The 18050-nt window shown below is 46.1% G+C and carries 16 protein-coding genes; 14 read left to right on the top strand and 2 right to left on the bottom strand.

The window, feature by feature from the left end:
- Nucleotides 1-23 precede the first annotated feature (23 nt).
- Nucleotides 24-2453: an outer membrane protein assembly factor BamB family protein gene (locus CTH_RS07680; protein WP_159073838.1), complete on the bottom strand. Its 2430-nt coding sequence runs from the start codon at nt 2451-2453 to the stop codon at nt 24-26.
- On the bottom strand, nt 2443-3132 hold the full coding sequence (locus CTH_RS07675; protein WP_107753456.1) for a copper amine oxidase N-terminal domain-containing protein: 690 nt from the start codon (nt 3130-3132) through the stop codon (nt 2443-2445). Before CTH_RS07675 ends, CTH_RS07680 begins: the two co-directional genes overlap by 11 nt.
- A 173-nt stretch (nt 3133-3305) precedes the next feature.
- Between CTH_RS07675 and CTH_RS07670 the strand changes: the two genes are divergently transcribed.
- From CTH_RS07670 to bioD, 14 genes are all read left to right on the top strand, one after another.
- Complete coding sequence (locus CTH_RS07670) at nt 3306-4085, top strand: ClpP family protease (RefSeq protein ID WP_078666471.1); 780 nt, start codon at nt 3306-3308, stop codon at nt 4083-4085.
- The gene (locus CTH_RS14525) at nt 4086-4307 is read left to right on the top strand and encodes a YlzJ-like family protein (RefSeq protein ID WP_078666470.1); all 222 of its coding nucleotides are present in this window, start codon (nt 4086-4088) and stop codon (nt 4305-4307) included.
- 60 nt (nt 4308-4367) lie between these two features.
- Entirely contained in the window at nt 4368-5153 is a 786-nt protein-coding gene (locus CTH_RS07660; RefSeq protein WP_078666469.1) for an undecaprenyl-diphosphate phosphatase, read from the top strand.
- Between the two features lie 80 nt (nt 5154-5233).
- Nucleotides 5234-7375 carry an FtsK/SpoIIIE family DNA translocase gene (locus tag CTH_RS07655; protein ID WP_107753454.1) on the top strand — a complete coding sequence of 714 codons (2142 nt, stop codon included), beginning with the start codon at nt 5234-5236 and terminating at the stop codon, nt 7373-7375.
- A gap of 83 nt (nt 7376-7458) precedes the next feature.
- Nucleotides 7459-8193, top strand: a complete 735-nt coding sequence (locus tag CTH_RS07650; RefSeq protein WP_078666467.1) for a GntR family transcriptional regulator — start codon at nt 7459-7461, stop codon at nt 8191-8193.
- Nucleotides 8194-8300: 107 nt separating this feature from the next.
- Complete coding sequence (locus tag CTH_RS07645; RefSeq protein ID WP_078666473.1) at nt 8301-9425, top strand: BMP family lipoprotein; 1125 nt, start codon at nt 8301-8303, stop codon at nt 9423-9425.
- Between the two features lie 61 nt (nt 9426-9486).
- Nucleotides 9487-11004 carry an ABC transporter ATP-binding protein gene (locus CTH_RS07640; protein WP_078666466.1) on the top strand — a complete coding sequence of 506 codons (1518 nt, stop codon included), beginning with the start codon at nt 9487-9489 and terminating at the stop codon, nt 11002-11004.
- Nucleotides 11001-12044 (top strand): ABC transporter permease, encoded by a 1044-nt coding sequence (locus tag CTH_RS07635; RefSeq protein ID WP_107753452.1) that lies wholly within the window; start codon nt 11001-11003, stop codon nt 12042-12044. The genes CTH_RS07640 and CTH_RS07635 overlap by 4 nt, the downstream gene beginning before the upstream one ends.
- The gene (locus tag CTH_RS07630; protein ID WP_078666464.1) at nt 12044-12922 is read left to right on the top strand and encodes an ABC transporter permease; all 879 of its coding nucleotides are present in this window, start codon (nt 12044-12046) and stop codon (nt 12920-12922) included. Before CTH_RS07635 ends, CTH_RS07630 begins: the two co-directional genes overlap by 1 nt.
- Before the next feature lie 117 nt (nt 12923-13039).
- A complete protein-coding gene (gene bioB, locus CTH_RS07625; RefSeq protein ID WP_078666463.1) occupies nt 13040-14017 on the top strand; it encodes a biotin synthase BioB in 978 nt (325 codons plus the stop codon).
- Nucleotides 14018-14029: 12 nt separating this feature from the next.
- On the top strand, nt 14030-14797 hold the full coding sequence (locus CTH_RS07620; protein WP_078666462.1) for a 6-carboxyhexanoate--CoA ligase: 768 nt from the start codon (nt 14030-14032) through the stop codon (nt 14795-14797).
- A gap of 4 nt (nt 14798-14801) precedes the next feature.
- Nucleotides 14802-16163 (top strand): adenosylmethionine--8-amino-7-oxononanoate transaminase, encoded by a 1362-nt coding sequence (bioA, locus tag CTH_RS07615; protein ID WP_078666461.1) that lies wholly within the window; start codon nt 14802-14804, stop codon nt 16161-16163.
- Nucleotides 16164-16175: 12 nt separating this feature from the next.
- On the top strand, nt 16176-17348 hold the full coding sequence (gene bioF, locus CTH_RS07610; RefSeq protein ID WP_078666460.1) for an 8-amino-7-oxononanoate synthase: 1173 nt from the start codon (nt 16176-16178) through the stop codon (nt 17346-17348).
- A complete protein-coding gene (bioD, locus tag CTH_RS07605) occupies nt 17348-18037 on the top strand; it encodes a dethiobiotin synthase (RefSeq protein ID WP_078666459.1) in 690 nt (229 codons plus the stop codon). The genes bioF and bioD overlap by 1 nt, the downstream gene beginning before the upstream one ends.
- Nucleotides 18038-18050: the final 13 nt, after the last annotated feature.

Below are 18050 nucleotides of genomic sequence, written 5' to 3'. Positions count from 1 at the left end.
AAGGGACCTCTTTTGATTTTTTTTCAATATGTCAATCTGCTCTTAATTCCTTCCAGTATACTGCCCTTAATCACCACTTTTATCACCGTGCGGGCCGAAAGGTTACCATTATCCCCCGCCCCGCCAGCGATAATGGTAACCGGATAAAGTCCATCCGGTAAATAGGGATCAGTGAAATGGATGCGAGCTTTGTTTTTCGACCGGGGATTAACAGGCAATTGCCAGGTGTTAGCCGGTGTCCCGGCCGGATTTGTCGGTTCCAGCAGCACCTGCTGTCCATCAGGAAAGCGGGCCTGTACATATTTTGCTCCCGGACAGGGCCGACTTCGTCTTACTTTCTTTTCTACAACACTGCCATCAGGCTGCTGTTCATAAACAGTTTCTTCCCAGGTATAAGGGGTGGTGGCCGTTTCCACCACCAGGGCAAATACCTGTCCGGCTTTGATCTGGGCCGGTTCCGCCCTGCCGCTGACGGTCAGCTGGCCCTGTTCTTCCCTCACTTCCTGACGAACCTGGATGGCCTTGCTCAAACTGTTGTCCTGATAGTTTTTCTCCTTAATCTGACGATCAGGATTAATCCGGGCTGTCAGGTTAAAGGAACCGGTAGTGTCCGGTGCCTTGATGGCAAAGCTGACTGCCTTCTTTTCCTTCGCTACCAGGGTTACAGGCAATAATGCTACCTGACGCTGGTTAAGGGTCAGTTTCAGTGTTGTCGATAACGGGCGGCTACCCTGATTTTCTACCTGTACTGTCCCCTGGTAGCTCTGTCCGGGACTGATGGGAGACGGGTAAGATAAGCTGAGCATTCTAAGGTTAACCAGGGAACCATTGAGCTTTAAGCTGGTGGTATTATCGGCATAGGTGGTTTCTACAAAAGGCTGGTTCTGGTTGAGCCAGTGGGCCTGACGGTCCCCGTTGACAATGGCGGTCAGGGTGTAGCTATCCTTTTCCGGCAGATTAGCCGGAGCCTGCCAGTGGATTTCCACCTCCACGGTCCGACCCCGTTCCTGCCAGGGCCTGCCATCACCGGGGCTTATGGTCAGGTTCTGGCTGGCCACCGTCTGACCGTCCAGCTTTAGTTCCAGTTTTGTTATCAGCGGCCGGCTAACATCGCGGGCACTGACCAGCAGCCGGGTCTGATTGGTCTTGCCTTTCTCTATCTCCTGGCTGCTGCTGGTTAAACCGGAGACCATCAGGTTTTGCAGGCCCTGGTTACCGAAAGCGTGTAACTTGCCATCCAGGGTGGCTACCAGCAAATATCCCCCTGCTAAAGCCATTTCCCCTGTAACCGGAGCTCCCAGGTTAACCCGGCTGACGGTCTTGCCCTGTTGCCGGTCATAATACCAGGGCCGCTCCTGGCCGGTTGTGAGATCCAGGCCATAGACAGTACCGCTATCATCTGCTACCAGCAGCAAATTGGCAGCTGACCAGATGATAGGCGAAACCCAGCTATCCGCCGCCAGGTCCCGCTGAAGCCAGCCGGCAAGGGGAAGGCCATTGGTGCTGTTGAGACAAACTACTCTGGCTTTTTGGCCGTTGTACTGGTTAATAACGAAATAGAGGCGGTTTTGATAAAGGGCGGGGGAGTTGTTGATGAAATTGGCCGGTTTAAAGAAACTTTCATTCATCCACTGCCTTTTGCCGGTACTAGCATTTAAGGCATAGAAGCGGCCTTTTTTATCGGAAAAGTAAAGATAGCTGCCATCGGTAGCAATGGAGGCCGGTACCCCGGTTTTGGTGTTATAGGTCCAGTGCAGCCGTCCCTGCAGGTCATAGGCCTGGACGGAGCCATTTAGAGCCGTTCCATCCACACCGATAGCAAAAGCATTGCCAAACAGGCAGGGGGAAGAGGTGATTTCCCCTTGCTGGGAAATAGGGGAATTGCCAGCCTGGGTACCCTGATGCTGATCCAGGATATAGGTGTGCTGGTCGGTGGCCCCGAGGATGACCAGGTTGTCCACCAGCAGGGGTGAGGAGGAAACTTTGCTCTCCAGGGGCAGATGCCAGAGGGTCTGGGCCAGATTGCTGCTAAGGGCATAGATGCCATTAGCTCTGGTGCCAAAGAAAAGGCGGCCCTGCCTGTAGGTGGGTGAGGAGATGGAAGGAAAGGTGGCTGTGGTTTCAATCTGCTTGCGCTGGAGGAGCTGGCCGCTGTTAAGGTCTAAGGCCAGGATTTCCTGACCCGCTTTGATGTAGATTTTTTGTTCCTGGCTGAGGATGACGGGCTGGCCTAAGATTGGCGGTTCACCGGATTTGCCCGCCGGGGCTAGCTGTACTTCCCACTGGGTGGTAATGGGCGGAAAGGTGGGGTCATTAAATATCCTATTTCTAGAAGGATAATTTCCGAACATATAAGAATTTTTATGTTCAACATTAGTATTTGCGTAAGAAAAATTACTTATAAAACTCAAAAAGATTAAAAACAGCACCAAAGCTATTTTTTTACTGTTCATTGCCGTAACCTCCGGGAACAAAATCAACATCAACATTGACTAACACCATTTTAGCGTTATTATCCCAGCTAACCTGATATCCAAACGCCTCACAGATATAACGAACTGGCGTCATGGTCCGCTTGTTAAGGATATAGGGTGAGATATCCATCTTTTTTTCAATTCCATTAATAAGCATAATATTTGAATTGATTTTAAAAACTATCATTGTATTGTCTTTCTGTATTTTAATGCTTTGATCTTGCTGGTTCCAAGAAACATTTGCACTTAATGCCTCAGCAAAAGCACGAAGTGGGACCATAACTCTGTTTTTATAAAAAACAGGTCGCTGATCTGGAAAATAGACAAATAGACCATTGGAAAATGCCACATTTATAGGCCTCGGCATAGTATCAATTGGGTCGGGCTTTTTCACCTTAGGATTAATTTTCCCCCCGTACTTCTTCCATGGTGTTTTGCTGATGGGCACTCCATCAATAGCCAGAATCTCTTCCACATTGCTGGCCTCATAGTAGAGAAACTTCAGCATTTGCTCCAGGGAATAGCCGGGAATGGTATGGGTGGTATCCACCTCCCCATCATAGGTACGACCCAGGATGATATGGTCCTCCCAGGCCCAGACCAGCGTCGCTGGCAATAAAAACACCACAAACAAAAAAGAGATAAGGACTTTTTTCACAAATAACTCCCCCTTGCTGGTTTTTTATGACATATTCCTCGCATCTCCCTGATTTCCTGCTGCCAAATCCTGTATACAAAGCGACAAAAATCTACATCTTTACTACCACCAAGCAGAAGGTGTATTTTTTTTGCTTTTATCGCAAACCATAGAGGAAGAAAGGAGGGCAATTTATGTCTAACTACCATTGGCAGTGGTGGGAGCCTGCCGTGGCTTTACAGACCTTTACCCAGGATAATGAACCGGAAGTACCGGTAAATCCTGAACCGGCAGCGCCTTTACCAGGAGCCAGCAGGAAAGAGACTTTTAATCCAATAAAAGAATATGGACAACCCCAGAATCCCGCCGTGAATAAAAGTTCTATCCACTGTATTACCATAGTAGGTCAGATCGAAGGACATATGATGCTGCCTCCACAAAATAAGACCACCAAGTATGAGCATATATTACCGCAGTTGGTGGCATTGGAGCAAAGCCCGGAAGTAGAGGGTATTCTGTTAATATTGAATACCATCGGTGGTGATGTGGAGGCCGGTCTGGCTATTGCTGAAATGGTGGAAAGTTTAAGTAAACCCACCGTATCCCTGGTTCTTGGGGGAGGCCACAGCATTGGGACCCCGATAGCGGTTGCGGCTAAATATTCCTTTATCGCAGAAACGGCATCGATGACCATTCATCCCATTCGTTTGAGCGGACTGGTGATAGGGGTTCCTCAGACCTATGAATATCTGGATAAAATGCAAGATAGGGTAGTTAAATTTGTGACAAAACATTCCAAGATTACTCCCGAGAAATTTCGCGAGCTCATGTTCCGAACAGGTGAACTGGCCCGGGATATTGGGACGGTATTAATAGGGGCTGAGGCAGTTGAAGTTGGTTTAATCGATGAGGTAGGCGGATTAAGTAAGGCCCTCGCTAAACTAAAAGATATGATCAAGGAGGCCAGAAGTTAAATGATATTATATACTCCTCTTGCTCCAGAGGCAATTTTTCCTGTTGACTATTCTTTTTTAAGCGATGTAAGTGAGTATAGATATGGAGATCTTATCCTGCAGGGTAGGCTACGGGATGGGAAAATTGAAGTCTATCGAATAATTAGTACTAACCTGGATGACTATCTTAACCCTAATTTTGCTCCCGGAAGGTTGGTTGATCCCCCTTTAGCTAATTGCTAAAGGGGGTGATTGTTGTTATAATAACAAAGTAATGTCATTATTAGACTGGGAGGCAGGAAAATGAGTTATATTGAGGCTATTATTCTAGGTATTATTCAAGGGTTAACAGAGTTTCTTCCCATATCATCCTCGGGACATCTGGTGCTAGTGCAAAAATTGATGGGTATTAAGGAAGCTGGCTTATTACTGGATACATTATTGCACCTGGGCACCCTTGTAGCCGTAGTTGTTTATTTTTGGGAAGATATTATTTCCTTATTACGACGACCTTGGCAACGGCTAACCTGGTTGCTCTTCTGGGGAACATTACCTACAGTAATAATCGCTTTGCTTTTCAAGGATCTTTTTGAAGAATTATTTGCCAGTGGCAGTACTCTGGGTTATGAGTTCATTGCCACCGGTCTGGTTATCTGGCTGGCTGAAAGATTTCGCGAGGGCTATAAACGCTTGGATGATATGACTATTTTTGACGCGATTGTAGTAGGTCTGTTACAGGGTGTTGCTATCCTTCCAGCTATTAGCCGCTCAGGACTTACTATTGCGGGAGCTCTATTTGTCGGTTTAAAACGAAATGCTGCTGCTCGCTACTCTTTCCTTTTATCTATTCCTGCCATTTTAGGAGCAGTAGTATTGCAGGTGAAGGATTTAGCTAAAACTGGGATAAATCAGGCGGGGATGGAAATAGGGCCGATGCTGGCCGGAACCTTGCTGGCAGCTATCTCAGGGTATCTAGCTGTGCGCTGGATGATAGCCTTGATCCAGAACCGGAGTCTAAAATATTTTTCCTACTACACCTGGTTTTTAGGGATCAGCATAGTGATTGCCCAGTGGTTTGGCAAATTTTAATCCCCCTCATTGGGGGTTTTTCTTTGCAGGAAAACCGCGGAGGGGTGTGGAATAAATAAACACCAGTTGGAGGTGATTGTGTGCCTAAGGTACAACCAAGCCAAACCAGTACGAGATTTAAAAACGAGCTTAAGGGGATAGGATGGATAGCCCTGGCTATTTTAACTTTTTTGATTATTTTAGAAAAATCCGCTGCCCAAATTGGCCTGCTGGGCATCTATATGCGCAAGTTTCTTTTTTCCTTGTTCGGTGAAGGTGTATGGTTTTTTCCCTTTTTTTTATTTTATATTGGTTTTTATCGCCTGTTTTACTGGGCTCAGGCGGCATGGCAGAAGAGGCTTACTGGCGCCGGGTTGGTATTGCTTAGCGTTTTAGCCTATTTGCATATGGATATTCCTGCGGAAGGGTTTTTTGCTTATGCCAGCGGTGGGCTTGGAGGAGGACTTCTGGGAGCAGCTTTTAGCTGGATTTTGCTGAAACTTTTTGGTAAGGCTGGTAGTTATGTTATTATCATTTCTTTATTTTTGACAGGGGTATTAATAATTTCAGAAGTTTCGGCCAGCAGCGGGCTACGCTGGCTCTATTCCAGGACAAAGGAAGTTTTAACAGGAATAATGACCAGATTAGTTTCATCCCGCCAGAAGCCCAGAGAAGAAGGAAAAGCCAGGACCAGAACGAGTACTAAAGTAAAGTCTGCAGAAAAAGAGCAGGTTCTGGTAAGAACAGAGGTTGTTAGCAATCCGCCTGAACCTATCATTACTGCAGAAATTGACACAGACAGCAAAAGAGCTGAAAGTGCGGCCTTGCCGGATATCGAATTGTTACGAGCACCAGCAAATAGCAATTTCACCCTGTCAGAGGATGAAATTAATAAAAATATTGCTTTGCTAGAACAAACCCTGGATAACTTCGGGGTAAAGGCAAAAGTTCAGCAGGTCAGCGTAGGCCCAACTATCACCCGTTACGAAATTCAACCTGCCCCTGGAATTAAAGTTAGCCGGATAGTCAACCTGGCTGATGATATTGCCCTTTCCCTGGCAGCAGCACAGGTGAGAATTGAAGCACCCATCCCCGGCAAGGCAGCAGTAGGAATTGAAGTGCCCAATAAAACTCCTGCCCCTGTGTTTTTAAAAGAAGTAATTGAAAGTCCTCAGTTTAAGAACAGTCCATCGCCTCTCACTGTGGCTCTGGGGAAGGACATTGCTGGTCAACCGGTGGTGGCTGACTTGATCAAGATGCCCCATCTTTTGGTAGCTGGTTCTACGGGCTCAGGAAAATCTGTCTGCATTAATAGTCTTATTACCAGTATTCTATATAAATCGGGGGCAGAAACAGTCAAGTTCATGCTGATTGATCCTAAAATGGTGGAATTATCCATCTATAATGGCATTCCGCATCTGCTGGCTCCAGTGGTTACGGATCCCAAAAAAGCTGCAGGTGCCTTGCGCTGGGCGGTAATGGAAATGGAAAAACGCTATACCAGTTTCGCTGAGGCCAAAGTAAAAAATATCGAAGGCTACAACAACTGGTTGCAAAAACAAAACCAGAAACCATTGCCCTATATCGTTGTAATTATTGATGAGCTGGCTGACTTGATGATGGTGGCGCCTGCCGATGTAGAGGATGCTATTTGTCGCCTCGCTCAGATGGCGCGGGCGGCTGGTATTCATCTCGTAATTGCTACCCAGCGGCCTTCTGTGGATGTTATTACCGGTTTAATCAAGGCGAATGTTCCTTCACGTATCGCCTTTGCTGTTTCATCCCAGATCGATTCCCGAACTATTCTGGATATGGCCGGGGCGGAAAAACTGCTGGGGCGAGGGGATATGCTGTATTATCCGATTGGAGCCAATAAGCCGATTAGGGTTCAGGGCGCCTATATTGGAGAAGAGGAGATAGAACTGATTGTTAGTCACCTGAAAACTCTGGGAGCTCCGATTTTTAATGAAGAGGTAATCAATTTACCGGAAGACACAACAGCGGGCCCGGAGAATATAGACGATGATCTGTTACCTCAGGCAGTCAGGGTGGTAGTTGAGCATGGTCAGGCCTCAGCATCTTTGCTACAACGGCGTCTGAGGGTGGGATATGCCCGGGCAGCCCGGTTAGTGGACTTACTGGAACAGATTGGTGTGGTAGGACCTCACGAGGGCAGTAAGCCGCGCACCGTCTTGCTTTCGAAAGAGCAGCTGGATAATTTTTTGGATTCTCTAAAAAAATAGTTTACAAATAGCCAAAGTCATATTAAAATAAAATCAGATGTCTGACCTCTAACGTCAGTCAGGCGGAACAGGGGGATAACATTATGCAGGTTAGACAGGATAATAGACCGCTATATTTGCTGGTCAAAGAAAGACTGGAAAAAATGATTGCTGATGGTAGCTACCAGGCAGGAGAACAGTTACCTCCTGAAGCGGAATTAGCCCGCTTATTCGGAGTGAGCAGGGCTACTCTAAGAGAAGCCTTGCGCGTTTTGGAAGAAGAAGGGGTATTAACCCGAAAACAGGGAATTGGGACTTTTGTTAATCAGCCCCGGGCCCTGGTAGAACGAGGGATTGAGGAGCTTTTCAGTGTCACAGAAAGCATTGAAAAATTAGGCCAGAAAGCAGGCTCTATTATAGTTGGACTGGAACAAGCTCAAGCCGATAAAAGCATGGCCGAAGCCCTCAATTTACCTGTGGGCGCAGAGCTACTCAAGCTTTCCCGCCTTAGAACAGCGGATAATAAGGTGGCAGTATATTGTATCGACTACATTCCCAAAATATATACAGAACGCTTGCCTGAGAATGCCAGCTGGGATGGTTCACTCTTTAGCTTGCTGGAATCTCAACTGGGTATCTACATAGAACAGGCGATAGCTCAAATTGTACCGATAAATGCTGACGAAAACATGGCCAAGCTCATGCACATTCGCAAAAACAGTCCCTTATTATTACTAAAACAAATTCACTTTGATCGTAGCGGGGTCCCGATATTTTACTGTGAAAACTATTTCCGCCCTGATTTCTTCAACTTTAAGGTTATCAGAAAAAGAAAATAATTATTTCTTTTCTTCAACTGTTTGAAGGGAGGCGAGAGGAGCGCAAACGATTGCATGTGTGGTTCCGGAATTACCTTAAAAATTTGGGAGGGATATGTGTGATTAAAATGTATCAGCTGTTCCGTAAGCACCGTTCCTTGCTGTTGCTGGCCATCATGATTATGGCAGTTTCTCTGGTCGGCGTTGGTTGTGCCAAGAAGACTGAAGAAAAAGCACCTACCGGAGAAGCTCCAAAAGCAAAAGGCATCAAAGTAGGGATCGTACTGTCTACTGGTGGTAAAGGTGATAAATCTTTTAACGACGCTGCTATTGCTGGTTTGGAAAGAGCCAAACAAGAACTGGGTATCGAATATAAATACATTGAACCCAAAGAAATGGCTTCTGATGAAGAAGCACTGCGCTTCCTGGCCGAAAACGGTTATGATCTGGTTATCGGTGTCGGCTTCTTGATGAAGACCTCTTTGGAAAAGGTCGCTACTGAATTTCCAGATGTAAAATTTGCTCTGATTGACGAAGTAGTAGACAAGCCCAATGTAGCTTCTTTGACTTTCAAGGAGCATGAAGGTTCCTTCCTGGCTGGCGTTCTGGCTGCTATGATGTCAAAGACCGGTAATGTCGGTTTTGTTGGTGGTGCTGACTTCCCCTTGATTCACAAGTTTGAAGAAGGCTACAGGCAAGGGGTAGAATATGTTAACAAAAACTTTGGCAAAAATGTAAAAGTACAATCCGCTTACGCTGGTACAACTGGTGAGGCTTTCAATGACCCTGTAAAAGGTAAAGCTCTGGCAACTACCCAGTTCAACAATGGTGCTGACATTATTTACCATGCGTCTGGTGGTACTGGTCAAGGGGTATTTGAGGCTGCGGCTGAAAAGGGCAAATTCGCTATTGGTGTAGACTCCAACCAGAACTGGATTAAACCTGGTACTATCCTGGCTTCTATGTTGAAGCGGGTAGACGTGGCTGTCTTCCAGGTAGTAAAAGACACTCTGGATGGCAAGTTCACCGCTGGTAATAAAGTTTTCGGTGTAAAAGAAGATGGCGTTGGCCTGACCGATCTGCGCAACGTTGAGCCCGTTGAAAAAGAAGGGGTTAAAAATGATGCCGCTGCTATCAAAAAAATCGAAGATATGAAGAAAGCTATTCCTGATGATGTTGTAAAAGCTGTAAATGATGCTAAAGAAAAGATTGCAAAAGGCGAAATCACTGTCAAAGACCCAACTGCCAAGTAAATGAATAGGAGAGAGGGTGCTGTTACCAAACAGCACCCTCTTTAGCGAAGGAGGCAGCTCTATGACCTATATTCTGGAAATGCGTAATATTACCAAGAAGTTCCCTGGAGTTATCGCTAACGATAATGTAAACCTGGCGATAAAAAAAGGGGAAATCCACGCTCTGGTTGGAGAAAATGGTGCAGGTAAGTCCACCCTGATGAGTATTCTCTATGGGTTATATCAACCGGATAGCGGAGAAATATTGCTCAATGGACAAAAAGTCACCATTGATAGCCCTACTACGGCTATTAAGCTGGGTATTGGTATGGTTCACCAGCACTTTATGCTGGTGCCAACCCTTACAGTTACGGAAAATATTGTCCTGGGTTCAGAACCCAAAAAAGGCATTATGCTGAACATGGAGAGAGCAATCCGCGAGGTTGAAGAAATCTCCAAACAATATAATTTGCTGGTAGATCCGCAGGCCAAAATACAGGATATCTCCGTAGGGATGCAACAGCGGGTTGAAATTATCAAGGCCCTTTATCGGGGAGCGGAAATACTGGTACTGGACGAACCGACAGCTGTTTTAACTCCCCAGGAAGTGCGGGAATTGTTCCGGATCATGAAAAACCTGACTGCTCAGGGTAAAACCATTATCTTTATTACTCATAAACTCAATGAAGTTATTGAAATTACCGATAATGTTACCGTTCTACGGGCTGGACGTACTGTTGGCTCGGTTGCCACTGCCCAGACCAATCAAAATGAATTAGCCCGCATGATGGTGGGCCGGGAAGTAATCCTGAAAGTGCCTAAAACTGAGGCAAAAGTTGGACAGACTATTCTCAGAGTTGAAAATCTGGAAGCGCTGAATGATAGGAAATTACCTGCCTTAAAAGGAATTTCTTTCGAGCTGAAAAAAGGCGAAGTACTGGGTATTGCTGGTGTTGCCGGTAATGGCCAGACTGAACTTATCGAAGTTATTACCGGTTTAAGAAAGGCTACCAATGGTAAAGTATTCTTTAAGGAGCAGGAGATTACCAATCAATCTCCCCGGGCAGTGAAAGATGCAGGTATATCCCACATACCTGAAGATAGGCATAAAAGAGGCTTGGAATTGGACTATACTATTGCCGATAACTTGATCCTGGGCTATCAGCACCGGGCTCCTTTTTCTGCCTGGTATGGTATAAATGAAAAAGCTGTTCAGGCCCATGCCGAAAACCTTATTCCAGCCTTTGATGTGCGGCCCCGTCTGCCACAGGCTATGGCCAGGTCTCTTTCCGGAGGAAACCAGCAAAAAGTAATTATTGCGCGGGAGTTTTATCAAAATCCCGAATTGTTGATTGCTGCCCAACCTACCCGTGGTGTGGATATCGGTGCGATTGAATTCATTCATAAGAGGATTATCGAAGCAAGGGATAATGGTGCTGCCGTTTTGCTGGTTTCTGCTGAACTGCAGGAGATTCTGGCCTTGAGTGACCGAATTGCAGTAATGTTTGAGGGTGAAATCATGGATATACTTGATGCCAAAGATGCCAGCGAAGAAAAACTTGGTCTCTTGATGGCAGGCGTAAAGGAGGGGCTACAATGAAGCGGTTTCTAGAGTGGCTGGTACCAGTTGGGGCAATCCTGCTAGCTGGACTGGTGGGCGCAGTAATTATGCTGGCAATTGGAGTAGACCCGCTGGAGGCCTATGGAGCTTTGATTCAGGGAGCGTTTGGGGATAAACACCGTTTCTTTAACACTCTGGCCCGTTCTACTCCGCTGATTTTTACCGGTTTAGCTGTAGCATTTGCGTTTCGTACCGGTTTGTTTAATATAGGTGTAGAAGGACAGATGTATATAGCTGCTGCAGCGGCGGCCTATGCTGGTTTTGCCATTTCTCTTCCGGGCCCTATTCATGCCATTGTTGCAATTCTAGCAGCGATGGCTGCTGCCGGTATCTGGGCGGCGATTCCCGGTTATTTGAAAGCGAAACTGGGTGTGCATGAAGTTATTAATACCATTATGATGAACTATATTGCTTACGGTATTGCTGCCTATTATGTAAAAATCTTTCAGGCCCCCGGACAGGTCCCCCGTACTCCTGATGTTGCCCCTTCGGCAGCGTTAGCTACAATCCAGGAGCTGACCAACAACTGGACTCGTTCTAAGATGAATGTGGGTTTCTTTTTAGCTCTGGTGGCTCTGGTGGTGGTATGGTATTTGCTCTGGAAGACTGTAACCGGTTATGAAATTAGAGCGGTAGGCTTGAACCCCCTGGCTGCTGAATATGGTGGTATCAATGTTAAGAAAATGATTATCCTTGCCATGACTATTTCTGGCGTGCTGGCTGGTTTAGCCGGAGCTGAACGGGTACTCGGTTTCCACCGGGCCTATATTTCCAATTTCTCGCCTGGCTATGGTTTCGAGGGGATTGCAGTAGCATTGCTGGGCAAGAATCACCCGGTAGGAGTATTGTTTTCTGCCCTGCTTTTCGGAGCTCTGGCGAATGGTGGCCAATACATGAATATGGCAACACGAGTACCTGCTGACCTGATCGTTGTAATTCAAGCCATTATAATCTTCTTTGTTGCTGCTGATCAGATTGTAAGAAGCTTCCTGCCGAAGCTGAAGGGAGGCGAAGCCTAATGGACTTGACTACCATTTGGGATATCATTAGAGCGACATTAATAGCGGCGACCCCTTTGTTGATTGCAGCTTTAGGAGGCCTTTACTCTGAGCGCTCCGGGGTTGTAAATATCGCCCTGGAAGGTATGATGCTCTCAGGTGCCTTTGCAGCAGTAGTGTTCTCTTATTTTACCGGTAGTGCCTGGATTGGTCTGTTCGGCGCTGTTCTGGTAGGGGCCATCATGGGCCTGATTCATGCTGTTGTTTCTATTAAATATAGGGCAAACCAGGTTGTTAGCGGTACAGCTATAAATTTGCTTGCGGTTGGGGCGACTCTATTTCTGCTCCAGGTAATTTTCAATGTAGCAGGGACAACTCCGCAGGTTAATAAGCTGCCCAGTTGGGGACCTTTTAACCCTGTCGTTTACTTCGGTTTAATTGTACTTGTAGTTACTCATTATTTGCTGTACTATACTCCTTTCGGTTTAAGATTGCGTTCGGTAGGGGAATATCCCAAAGCTGCTGATACACTGGGTATTAGTGTTCCTAAAATTCGCTATATCGCTGTTATTATCAGTGGTGCTCTGGCTGGATTGGCAGGAGCCAGCCTTTCCATCGGGGAGCTGAATGTTTTTGTTAAGAACATGACTGCTGGTCGTGGCTTTATAGCTCTGGCAGCCCTGATCTTCGGTAAATGGACACCCTTTGGTGCTTTTGGGGCCAGTTTATTGTTTGGCTTTACTGATACTTTGCAGCAACGCTTGCAAGGTTATTCTATCCCGACCGAATTGGTCCAGATTACACCTTATATCATCACTATGATTGCTCTAGCTGGAGTTATCGGCCGGGCCACCCCGCCTGCAGCTCTAGGGGAGCCTTTCGAAAGAAAAGGAAGATAAGCTTTTACCACCCGCAGTTCGGCGGGTGGTTTTTTTGTTAACTATATTTTGAAAACAGGTTGACATATCCGGTTTCACCCTTTAATATAACAGTAAAGAGAAAGGGAGGGTTCTTGGATGTTTAACCGGATTATTGAATTAGCCAAAAAGGTATTAGATGGTCAGGAAATTTCTTTTGAGGAAGCGATGGAACTTGCCCGGGCAGAAGGGGCAGACATTCAAGTACTGGCTGCCATGGCAGCCAAAATCAGGGAAAAGTTCGCCGGGGATAAGGTGGATCTCTGTTCTATCATCAGCGTAAAAACCGGAAGATGTTCAGAGGACTGTGCTTTTTGTGCTCAGTCTGCCCATCATCATACCAACATTACTCCGGTAGAGATGCTCAATGAAGAAGAGATAATTGCCAAAGCTAAAGCAATGGAAGCAGCTGGTGCTCACCACTTCGACTTGGTTACAGCTGGATTGGGAATGGATGAAAATGATCCGCTTTTCTTAAAGATACTGGATATTTATAGACGGTTGCGTCAAGAAATCAGTTTACAACTTTGTGCCTGCCTGGGTACATTAAGCGAAAAGGCGGCCCAGATGCTCAGGGAAGCTGGGGTTACCCGTTATAATCATAATCTGGAAACAGCTCGCAGTTTCTTCCCCCAAATTGTCACTACTCATACTTATGAAGAGAGAATCGCTACCATTAAAAATGTAAAAAAGGCGGGGATGGAAGTTTGTTGTGGAGGCATTATCGGTATGGGGGAATCGATGGCCCAGAGAATTGAATTTGCTTTTACATTAAAAGAACTGGATGTAGACGCTATACCCATTAATGTTCTCAATCCTATTAAAGGCACCAAACTGGAAGGACGACCCCTTATGTCACCCTTAGAGGTAATTAAAACTTTTGCCATTTTCCGCTTTATCTTACCGACCAAAAACATTAGATATGCCGGTGGCAGGGAAGTGAATTTGCGGGACATGCAAGCATTGGGGCTGATGGCGGGCTTGAACGGCATGCTGATTGGTCACTATCTGACAACCCAGGGCAGAGAAGTAGAAACAGATTTGCAGATGATCAAGGATTTAGGCCTGAAAATCTGAGGTGAACCTCTGATGAACTGGTATTCAATTCGTATGCGGGCAGCTGCTGGAGGGCCTCATGAAAAGGGCGGAAGGCACATATCCGGAGCTGAAGATCTGGTGCCAGAAACAGAAATTGAAGACCGCCTTTTTTACTTCTGGCAAAAAGCCAGTAACCATGAAAAAGGGAAATGGGACTTTCTTCAGATCACTGTTGAAAAAATTGATGAAAGAGTACAAGAAGTTTCGCTACTGCCAGTTAAGTTATTTTACCCTGCAACTACGGTTGATGCTCGAAAACTCGCAACTGAATTGCTGGGCCGAAACGGAATTACACAGCGACAGATTAACTCCGCCTTTCAGCTGCTGGAAAATCCTCCTCAGGATATACGGGGAGCCTGGGTGGTAGCACTGGACTCTAACCGGGTTGTAAGGGAAAATGTCAGGGCGACCAAATTTGGCTGGAACCAGACAACTTATCAGCAGTTACGGGAAATGCTCACCTGCGCTGGCCTGATTAACACGCGGTTAAGCGAGGCCCTGGCTCTGGCCAGTAAAGTAAATGCCTGTCCGGGGATAGTGGCGGAACTGTGCTGGTCTGATAACCCTGAATATACCACCGGCTATGTAGCTTCATCCAGATTGGGATATTGTCGTTTGCCTAACTTTAAGCCCATAGGAAAAGGAGGAGGCAGGGTATTCTGGATCGAGAAAGAGGAGCAGATAGAGTCAGTGCTACACTGGCTTCGAGAAGTACCCTGCTTGATTGGAGGCGTACCGATTTTGCAAAAGGAGGAGTAGTGCAATGACCTATTCCTATGATCAACTGGCTCAGTGGGATAAACAGTATGTCTGGCATCCTTTTACCCAAATGAAGGACTGGCTGGAAGAAGAGATTATAATAGTTGCCAGAGGGGAAGGAGTAAAGCTGTACGATACCGAAGGTCGGGAGTATTATGATGCTTTTTCCTCTATCTGGGTTAATATTCATGGACATAATGTAAAAGAGCTGAATGATGCTATTATTGATCAATTAGGGAAGATCGCCCATAGTAGTTACCTGGGTTATGGTAATATTCCAGCAACCCTGCTGGCTCGCGAACTGGTGGAAATTGCTCCTCCAGGTTTAGTCAAGGTTTTTTACTCCGATAATGGTTCTACTGCTGTCGAAGTTGCGGTGAAAATGGCCTTTCATTACTGGCGGCAGTGTCCAAATCCAAGACCGGAGAAAAACAAATTTCTAACCCTGATGAATGCTTATCATGGTGATACCATTGGAGCTGTTAGTGTGGGGGGAATTGATCTATACCATGGCACGTACAGGGACCTGTTATTTCCTACGATAAAGGTGGCTGCTCCTTATTGTTACCGTTGCCCCTTTGGAGCAAAGGCTGGTCAATGCGAGAAGGAATGTGAACAGGCTCTGGAAAAAGCTTTTGCCGAACATGCCCATGAACTGGCAGGTTGTGTAATTGAACCCGTAATTCAGGGAGCTGCTGGTATGATCACTCAGCCGCCCGGTTATGTGAAAAAAGTAAGGGAATTATGTGATCGATATGATGTTTTAATGATTTGCGATGAAGTTGCCACCGGATTTGGGCGTACCGGGGCACTGTGGGCAGTTAATCATGATGGTGTGTCCCCTGACTTGATGGCCATTTCCAAAGGCCTGACAGGTGGGTATATGCCTTTAGCTGTAACCCTGGCTACCCAAAAAGTCTATGACGCTTTTTATGGTGACTATGCTGAAATGAAAACCTTCTTCCATGGCCATTCCTATACAGGAAATCAGTTGGGGTGTGCTGTGGCCCTGGCCAGCCTGGAATTACTGAAAAAGCATAATTTGGTAACTGAAGCAGCAAGAAAAGCTGGAGTAGTTAAAAAGGTCTTGGCCGAATTCAATGAACTGCCCCATGTCGGGGATATCCGACAGGCGGGTCTGATGGTTGGGATTGAACTGGTTCGGGATAAACTGACGAAAGAACCCTATGATTGGCAGGAGAAGATGGGAATTAAAACCTGTTTGGCAGCACGAAAAAAGGGTCTGATTACTAGACCTTTAGGCAACAATATCGTTTTTATGCCGCCACTGGTCTCCAATGATGAACAGCTGCAGGAGATGTTAGAAATAATAAAGGCCAGTATCATTCAGGTTACTGAAGGCTAGGAGATGATGTGAATGGAATGGATAGAGCAAGAACTAGCCTTACTTAGAGAGAGGGAATTATACAGAGAGATTAAACCCCTTTATAGTGCTGCCCAACCGCATGTGCAGACTGCTGATGGCGAAAAACTGCTCTTTTGTTCTAATAACTATCTGGGTTTGACAACAGAGGAGAAAGTAGTCAATGCCTGTCAGGAGGCTGTACGCCAGTATGGTACTGGTACAGGTGGATCCCGGCTGCTTTATGGAGCCAATGCTTTGCAGGGACAACTAGAACAGGCTCTGGCTGAGTTAAAAAAGCAGGAGAATGCTTTGCTTTTTGGTACAGGTTATATGGCCAATATAGGGATTATTTCTACCATGGTAGGAAAAGAAGACTTGATTATAAGTGATGAACTCAATCATGCCAGTATAATTGATGGCTGCCGGTTGAGTAAGGCTAAGGTAGTTATTTATAAACACAATGACTATAAACACCTGGAGCAGCTGCTAAAAGAGAACTATAAGCTGTACAGACGGATACTGGTTGTTACTGATGGAGTTTTTAGTATGGACGGTGATTTAGCCCCTTTGCCTGAGATTGTCAAGAGCTGTCAGCGATATGGAGCCATGTTAATGGTAGATGACGCCCACGGTACCGGGGTCTTGGGGCCTGATGGTTCTGGAACGGTGGCAGAATATTCCCTTTCACCGGAAGAGGTTTTGTTACATATGGGTACTTTAAGCAAGGCCCTGGCTGCTGAGGGAGGATTTGTGGCTACAAGAAACATTGTAAAGGAATATCTAATCAATAAATGTCGCTCTTTCATTTTTTCCACTGCCTTACCTCCAGCCGTTGTAGGGGCGGCTTTGCAGGCTGTGAAACTAATTAAAGTCGAGGCCTGGCGCCGCAATCGATTACGGTATCTGGCGATAGAAGTCAGAGCCCAGATAAGGAAGCTGGGTTACGATGTCCCAGATGGCATTACACCGATTATACCTATTATTATCGGTTCCTCAGCCAAGACCATGCAGTTGGCCCGGGAACTGTTTAAGAGAGGTATTATTGCTCCAGGAGTGAGACCACCAACTGTACCAGATGGCAGCAGTCGGTTGCGCGTGACTTTGATGGCGACTCATAGTGACAGCGATATAGAGATGCTGTTGCAAGCCCTTTATGAGTCGGGGAAACAGATAGGGGTGATATAATGGGGAAAATGTTTTTTGTAACCGGGACAGATACCGAAGTCGGCAAAACTTTAATTACCGCTAGCCTGATTAGGGCAATGCGAAAAAGGGGGATGGAAGCAGGAGGATATAAACCATTGCAATCCGGGGTTGATGAGTGGTCAGCAAGTGATGCCGGCATACTCACTAGAATTTCCGGTTTGGAAGGGCAAGAAGTCCTAACTTACAGTTTTTTGGAAGCAATTGCTCCTGCTTTTGCTATCAATAAGCATGAAGCATTCATAGATAAAATGGAAATAATCAACGAAATCGACAAATTACGAGGTAAGTTTGATATATTATTTGTGGAAGGGGCAGGGGGATGGCTGGTACCTTATTTTCCCGGGCAACTGGTCGCTGATTGGGCCAGTGAGTTGAAAGCTCCAGTGATTGTTGTCGGAAGAGCAGCCCTTGGGACGATTAACCATACTCTCTTAACAGTGGAGGCGATACAAAATAGACAGCTAGAAGTAGCAGCGATCATACTTTCAGGAGCCACGCCTAGCAATCAAGAACTAGCTGAAATGAACAAACAATATATTAAAGAACATTTAAGCAATATACCCGTTTTCCTTGTGCCCTGGGTGGAGGGTGAAGACCAGTGGGAAAAAATTCAATCCCTTTCTGAGCAGCCCGAGATTCAACTGGCAATTCAATACCTTTGCTGCTAAAAATTACTGAAAG

This window comes from Carboxydocella thermautotrophica (assembly GCA_003054495.1).
GTDB lineage: Bacteria > Bacillota.
Note: the sequence above shows the minus strand (reverse complement) of the source record. Positions and strands in the feature narration are given on the sequence as shown.